5 protein-coding genes are annotated in these 6,117 nt (G+C 34.1%); all 5 read left to right on the forward strand.

Going from position 1 to position 6,117, the window contains the following annotated elements; translation table 11 throughout:
* Nucleotides 1-57 precede the first annotated feature (57 nt).
* A complete protein-coding gene (locus tag K5Q58_RS20325; protein ID WP_220755677.1) occupies nt 58-1,788 on the forward strand; it encodes a polysaccharide biosynthesis/export family protein in 1,731 nt (576 codons plus the stop codon).
* A 42-nt stretch (nt 1,789-1,830) separates the two neighbouring features.
* Nucleotides 1,831-2,616 carry an ABC transporter permease gene (locus tag K5Q58_RS20330; protein WP_220755678.1) on the forward strand — a complete coding sequence of 262 codons (786 nt, stop codon included), beginning with the start codon at nt 1,831-1,833 and terminating at the stop codon, nt 2,614-2,616.
* 41 nt (nt 2,617-2,657) lie between these two features.
* Entirely contained in the window at nt 2,658-3,884 is a 1,227-nt protein-coding gene (locus tag K5Q58_RS20335; RefSeq protein ID WP_259651412.1) for a lipopolysaccharide biosynthesis protein, read from the forward strand.
* An 11-nt stretch (nt 3,885-3,895) separates the two neighbouring features.
* Complete coding sequence (locus K5Q58_RS20340) at nt 3,896-5,134, forward strand: CDP-glycerol glycerophosphotransferase family protein (protein WP_220755679.1); 1,239 nt, start codon at nt 3,896-3,898, stop codon at nt 5,132-5,134.
* Between the two features lie 32 nt (nt 5,135-5,166).
* A partial coding sequence (locus K5Q58_RS20345) for a glycosyltransferase family 2 protein (protein ID WP_220755680.1) occupies nt 5,167-6,117 on the forward strand: 951 nt, incomplete at its 3' end.

Here is a 6,117-nt window from a genome sequence, read left to right on the forward strand (position 1 = left end):
ATTTAATGTCAAATGTTATTGATAATAATAATAAAATTGAGCTAGGTAATTAAGATTATGATCAATTTAGCTAAGCCGCTTGCCTTTTTATTTTGTTCTATTCTCTCCATGAGTGCTTTTGCAGCGGACCCGAAGCTTAATAATGAGCTAACTTCAGCTGCAACAGCAAACACATTTGAATCACTTCAGTCTCAGTCAGATACAAGTAACACAAAGAACCTTGGTAGCTATCAAAATACAACAAGGCAAGGAGTATTATTGCCTGGCGAGAAAGATGTTTCTACATTATTACCTGTTAGTGAAAACGGGTTACCCCCCCCATTTGGTTCAAATATTTTTGCTGGAGGATTTGAAACTGAAAGATTAGATGGATTGAATGAAGACTATTTAATCGCTCCTGGAGACAAAATTTCAATAAAACTCTGGGGTGCAGTTTCTATTTCTGAGGTTTTAACTGTTGATTCCCAAGGTAATATATTTATTACTAATATAGGCCCTGTTGCAGTTCAGGATGTAAAGGCGAGCAATTTGAATCAAATTGTGACGCAAAATATTAGAGCGACATATAAGGATTCCGTTCAAATATACGTAAATCTATTAACTTCAACCCCTGTTAGTGTGTTTATCACCGGAAATATTGTTAGACCTGGCCAATATGCAGGTTTAGCGTCTGATAGTTTGCTTTATTTCTTAAAACGAGCTGGCGGGATAGATCCTGAGCGTGGTAGTTATCGTGACGTAAAGGTATTAAGAAATAACAAATTGATCCACAAAATCGATCTATATGATTTTATGGTGAAAGGTTTTTTACCTAATTTTAATTTTAAAGACAGAGATGTGATTCTAGTTTCCAAGCAAAGGGCATCTGTTGTCGTTGCTGGTAGCGTTAGATACCCTTTCAGATTCGAACTTATGGACCAGTCTGCTATTGGTCGTGAAGTCATCAATTATGCAAGGCCTTTGGCTAAAGTAAGTCATGTTGGGGTTATTGGGGATAGAGATACTGGTCCATTCTCAAGATATATGTCATTTGACGAATTTGAAAATTTTGTATTAAGTGATGGAGACAAATTATTTTTTAATGATGATTTGAGAGCACAGGTAATTGATGTACAAGTTTCAGGTAGTTATTTAGGGCCTTCTTATTTCGCTGTTAAAAAGAATACTCGGTTGCATGACTTATTAGCGAATATCCCTGTTGAGGAAAACCAAACAAATTTCACGAATGTATACATCCAAAGAAAAAGTGTAGCGTTAAAGCAAAAGCAAATGATTGACGATTCGTTAAATCGCCTTGAAAGAAGTATTTTCACTGCTCCAGCATCATCGGATGGTGAAGCAAGGATCCGTGCTGAAGAAGCTAGAATGGTTTTAGAATTTACTAAGCGAGCTAGGTTAGTACAGCCTTTAGGTAAAGTTATTGTATCTGACTCTGACAGAGTGGCTAATGTATTACTCGAAACTGGTGACGTAGTATTTATCCCTCCTAAAACAGATTTAATTCATATCGGCGGTGAAGTTATTATGCCGCAAGCCGTTGTTTTTAATGATGAAGCTAATGTTAATGATTATATTGCTTGGGCTGGCGGCTTTTCTGAAAGAGCTGACTATGAGCAAATTATGATCATACGACAAAATGGTATGATAGAGATGAATGCAACTGCCAATTTAAAGGCAGGCGATCAAATACTTGTATTACCGAAAGTCGATGCAAAAATAATGCAATCTGTAAAAGATATAACTCAAATTATTTATCAAATAGCTGTAGCGGCCAATGCAATCAATTAAGCTAAAAAAAATGATTTTGCTCAACGGTTTGGGTAAGTAGCCATGGCATTTGTTAGAAGTAGAACTGTATTGCAAATATGGATAGATGTTATATTTGCAATCTTTGTACGTGAAATAAAAAGCAAATTTAGTGATAAGTTAGGCATTAGCTGGGCTGTAGCTCAGCCTGTTTCGTTCATTTTTGTTCTGTCATATATACGAAGTGCAATTGAGGGGGGGGAAACACATTCTATGCCCACTTTTGTCTTTATGGTATACGGCATGATTTGTATCCAACTTTTTTTGACCACCCTTACATCTACATCAGGCAGCATCAAAAAAAATAAACAATTATTTTCTTTTCGGCAAGTGCAGCCTATTGCTTCTGTAATAGCTGTAGGTTTATTTGAGCTTATCAATAAAGTTGCAGTTATTAGTGTATTAGCAATGATAATGTATCTAATGCAGATTGAAATTGATATTTATGACCCGTTAAGAATTTTGGTTTATCTTGTGTTGATTTGGTTTATTGCATTAAGTACTGGAATGCTTTTTGCTCTTGCTAGGGCTTTTATTCCAGAAATAGATAAAATAAGAACGATGTTACAAAGACCTCTGTTCTTCATTTCAGGAGTTTTTTTCAGTTTGCAGGACCTTCCTGAGGGGCTTTGGAAGTTTTTATTGTGGAACCCGATTTTACACGCTATAGAGCTGTCTAGGTTTGCTGCTTATCCAGTTTATGGCGCAGTAGGGGTAAGTGAACTTTATCTATTTATGTTTACAATAGCGATTACATTTTTTTCTTTGTGCTGCTATACACTTTGTTGGAAGCAAGCTATCAGTCGCTAGTGCGCTTTCGTCAAAAATTTAAGTGAATAAGAGATTTTTTAGTGAATAATGTTGATGATGTAAAACCTACTAAACCTGAACTGGCTGAGACTACAGTCAAGTCAACGCCGTTTAGACTTTTAGGTAAATTACAAAATATGAAAGAGCAGTCGAGTAAGAATAGATACCTAAAGTATTTATATACTCCTCTTGGTTTGTTCGTATTTTTACCTATACTACTGTTCTCGTTTTATCAGATTATATGGGCTAGTCCAAGATACGAAAGCCGTACTCAAATGATTGTTCAACAACCTGATGGTATGTCTACATTAGATCCTAGTATGGCTTTACTGACTGGACTTGGTGCAGCTGGGGCAAATAGCGATACACAAATTGTACAGGCTTATATTTTTTCAAATGACATGCTTAAATATTTGAACGAAACATTGTCGTTACGCGAGCACTTTGAAAGTAATCAAGTAGATGTTTTTAGTAGACTTTATAGTTGGCAGTCTAAAGAAGCTTTTAGTCAATTTTATAGTTCAATGATTGATGTAGTTGTTGATGAAAAATCCTCAGTAATTACTGTCAAAGCACAAGCTTTTAATTCAGAATTTTCTACCCTTCTTGCATCAAAAATTGCTGAGAAAGCCGAATGGTATATCAATGACATTAGCCATCAATTGGCAAATGCCCAATTAGAGTTTGTAAAACAGGAGCACTTGTCAGTCGAGAAGCGGTTGATTAAAGCACAGACAGATCTACTTGCTTTTCAGCAAAGGTATAATCTGTTAAACCCTGAGGATGAAGGAAAGGCACTCGCTCAAATAGCGTATGGCATTGAAGCACAAATAGCGGCAAAAAATACTGAATTAACAACACTGCGTGCAGTGATGAGTGATGAAGCACCTCAAGTCGTTAATATAGAAAATCAAATTAAGGCATATCAAGAACAACTGTTATTTGAAAAGCAGAGGTTGACACAACAGAGTGAAGGTTTAAACCAAAAAGATCTATCAGTTAGTCAGGTGCTTGCTAAGTTTTCAGATCTAAAAATAGAGCTTGAACTTGCTATAAAGGGGTTCGCTTCATCTACTATTTCTATGGAAAAATCAAGAATAGAAGCTTACAGGCAGTTGAAATATTTGGTTTCAATTGAGCAGCCTACACAGCCAGAAGATAACATGTACCCAAAAGTTATATACAATATAACTTTACTAAGTGTTGTTTTATTATTGTTATTTGGCATATCAAAGATAATTTTTACCACGTTCAATGAATTGAAATAAGAGTGAAGTACATGTTTAAAAATTTATTAAGATCTCTGGGTTTGTTTGATATTACAAAGCGCTTGTACTACAAACTTTTTAAACCAAAAAAAAATATTTCTCGAGTAAAAAGTAGATCTCGTGCTAAAAAAACAAATATAGTTCCCCAGTATAGCTTTATAACTCGCGTTTCAATGAATATGTTCTCAAAAGAGAATATTGATTCAGTTATTTACTTTTCTGATAGTGTTGAAAAAATTTATCAATTGAAACAATGGCTTTCGACTGTTGAAGTGATAAACGAGAGTGTTAACTTCACAATTTTAGTAAGAAGTTACAAAGTTTATGAATTACTTCTATCAGAAAATATAGCATTAGATATTAGATATATTCATACGATTGATGATCTAATGGCTTTTTACGAGAAAAAAAATATTAAATCAATTCTATATGTTAATAATGGTTATAAAAACTTTCAGTCACTTATTTATAATAAAGCTTATCATATACATATTAATCATGGTGAAAGCGAAAAATCATGTATGTATTCAAATCAAGCAAAAGCTTATGATTTTGTATTTACCGCAGGTAAGGCTGGAACTGACCGCTACAAAAATAATTTGATCCGTTGCCCTGAAGACAATTTCATTGAAATTGGAAGGCCTCAAATTGAGTTTATTAAAGACTCTATAACTCAGTTAGAGCAAGATCGAATTAAAGTTATGTATGCACCAACTTGGGCTGCAACTCATGATTCGATGAACTACTCTTCAATAGCTAAATATGGTGAACAACTAGTAGCTAAAATACTTAATGATGAGCGTTTTCAATTAGTTTATAAACCGCATCCTGCTGTTGGTACGACATGTGCCAAAGAGAAAGAAGCTCACAAAAATATTATCAGTTTGATAAGTGAAAATGAGTATTCATTATATGATACTAGTGAAAGTACTGAGTCATTTTTCAACATTGTAGATATTGCAATTTTTGATAACACATCAGTAGCTATTGATTACCTTTCATTCGATAAACCTTTCCTAGTCACTGATTTCTTTAATTCAGGAATACCGAAATTCGTAGAAGGTGGTCATTTGTTATCTGACTCAGATTACCAAGATATAGATGACTTAATTCTTTCACAAGTGAATAACGATAACCTTAGTGAAAGCCGACAGATCATTAAGAATTATTACCTAAGCAATATTGGCGCTGCAACAACAACAATGACAGACAAGCTGATAGAACTGAATAATGAAATTAAAGCTTTATAATCTACTAAAAAGCTCTATGTAGGAGGTAAATCGTGAAAATTAGTATCATTATTCCTATGTACAATGCTTCTGAATACCTTTTAGAGTGCATAAATTCTGTTAAGGCTCAGACTGAACAGGATTTTGAACTTATCATAGTTGATGATGGGTCGACTGATGACTCAGTGGCTATAGTTAATGAACATTGTACAGATTTGCAATTAAAGTTATTTCAACAAGAAAATGCTGGTGCAAGTGCAGCTAGAAACGTTGGAATGAAGCAAGCTTCTGGTGAGTATATTTGCTTTGTCGACTCTGATGATATTCTAACCCCGAACGCACTTAAAAGCCTGTACATAAGAGCAAAAGATACTAAAAGTGATGTCGTTATAGGACGAAGGGGTTGGATCATTGATGATGTGTACGAACCTAATCTTGAACTAGATACAAAGTTGTTTAATCAAGAAATTACCAACAGTAATGTATATGAATATCCGGCATTGTTAAATGTGATAGCTGTTCATTCTAAACTTTACCGAAGGCAGTTTTTGGTCGAGAATGACTTGTTGTTTAAAGTTGGAATTAGTTCGGAAGATTTTATTTTCTCGTATCAAGTAGCTTTATTGACTGATGATTTTTCAACACTATTAACAGACGAAGTTTACTACTATCGAAAAAGAAGTGGTAAAACTAAGTCAATTACACAAGAAAGACTCAGCGAGTTCAACCTAAACAGTAGATTCGTTCAAATGGATGAAACATATAAACTGTCGCAAACTGAAAAAGGCAAGTATTTATTAACTAGAGATGAAGTCAGATTAAACTTTCAACATCGCTTAGTAAGGCATATTAGAGAGTTAACGTTAGATGATGATTTATCAATGCATGCTTTTAATTTAATTAAAGAGTACGTAGAAAAAAATATTTCATTGATAAATAAGAAGTGTAGCCAAGATTATAAAAAACTATATAAGTTGATTGTTGAAAATAAACTAGAGTGGGTT

Source organism: Shewanella sp. KT0246 (genome assembly GCF_019654955.1).
GTDB classification, from domain to species: domain Bacteria; phylum Pseudomonadota; class Gammaproteobacteria; order Enterobacterales; family Shewanellaceae; genus Shewanella; species Shewanella goraebulensis.

Excerpts from the sequence above, each read along its gene's own strand:
- K5Q58_RS20325 (WP_220755677.1), top strand. The coding sequence starts at position 58 with ATGATCAATTTAGCTAAGCCGCTTGCCTTTTTATTTTGTTCTATTCTC.
- K5Q58_RS20330 (WP_220755678.1), top strand. The coding sequence starts at position 1,831 with ATGGCATTTGTTAGAAGTAGAACTGTATTGCAAATATGGATAGATGTT.
- K5Q58_RS20340 (WP_220755679.1), top strand. The coding sequence starts at position 3,896 with ATGTTTAAAAATTTATTAAGATCTCTGGGTTTGTTTGATATTACAAAG.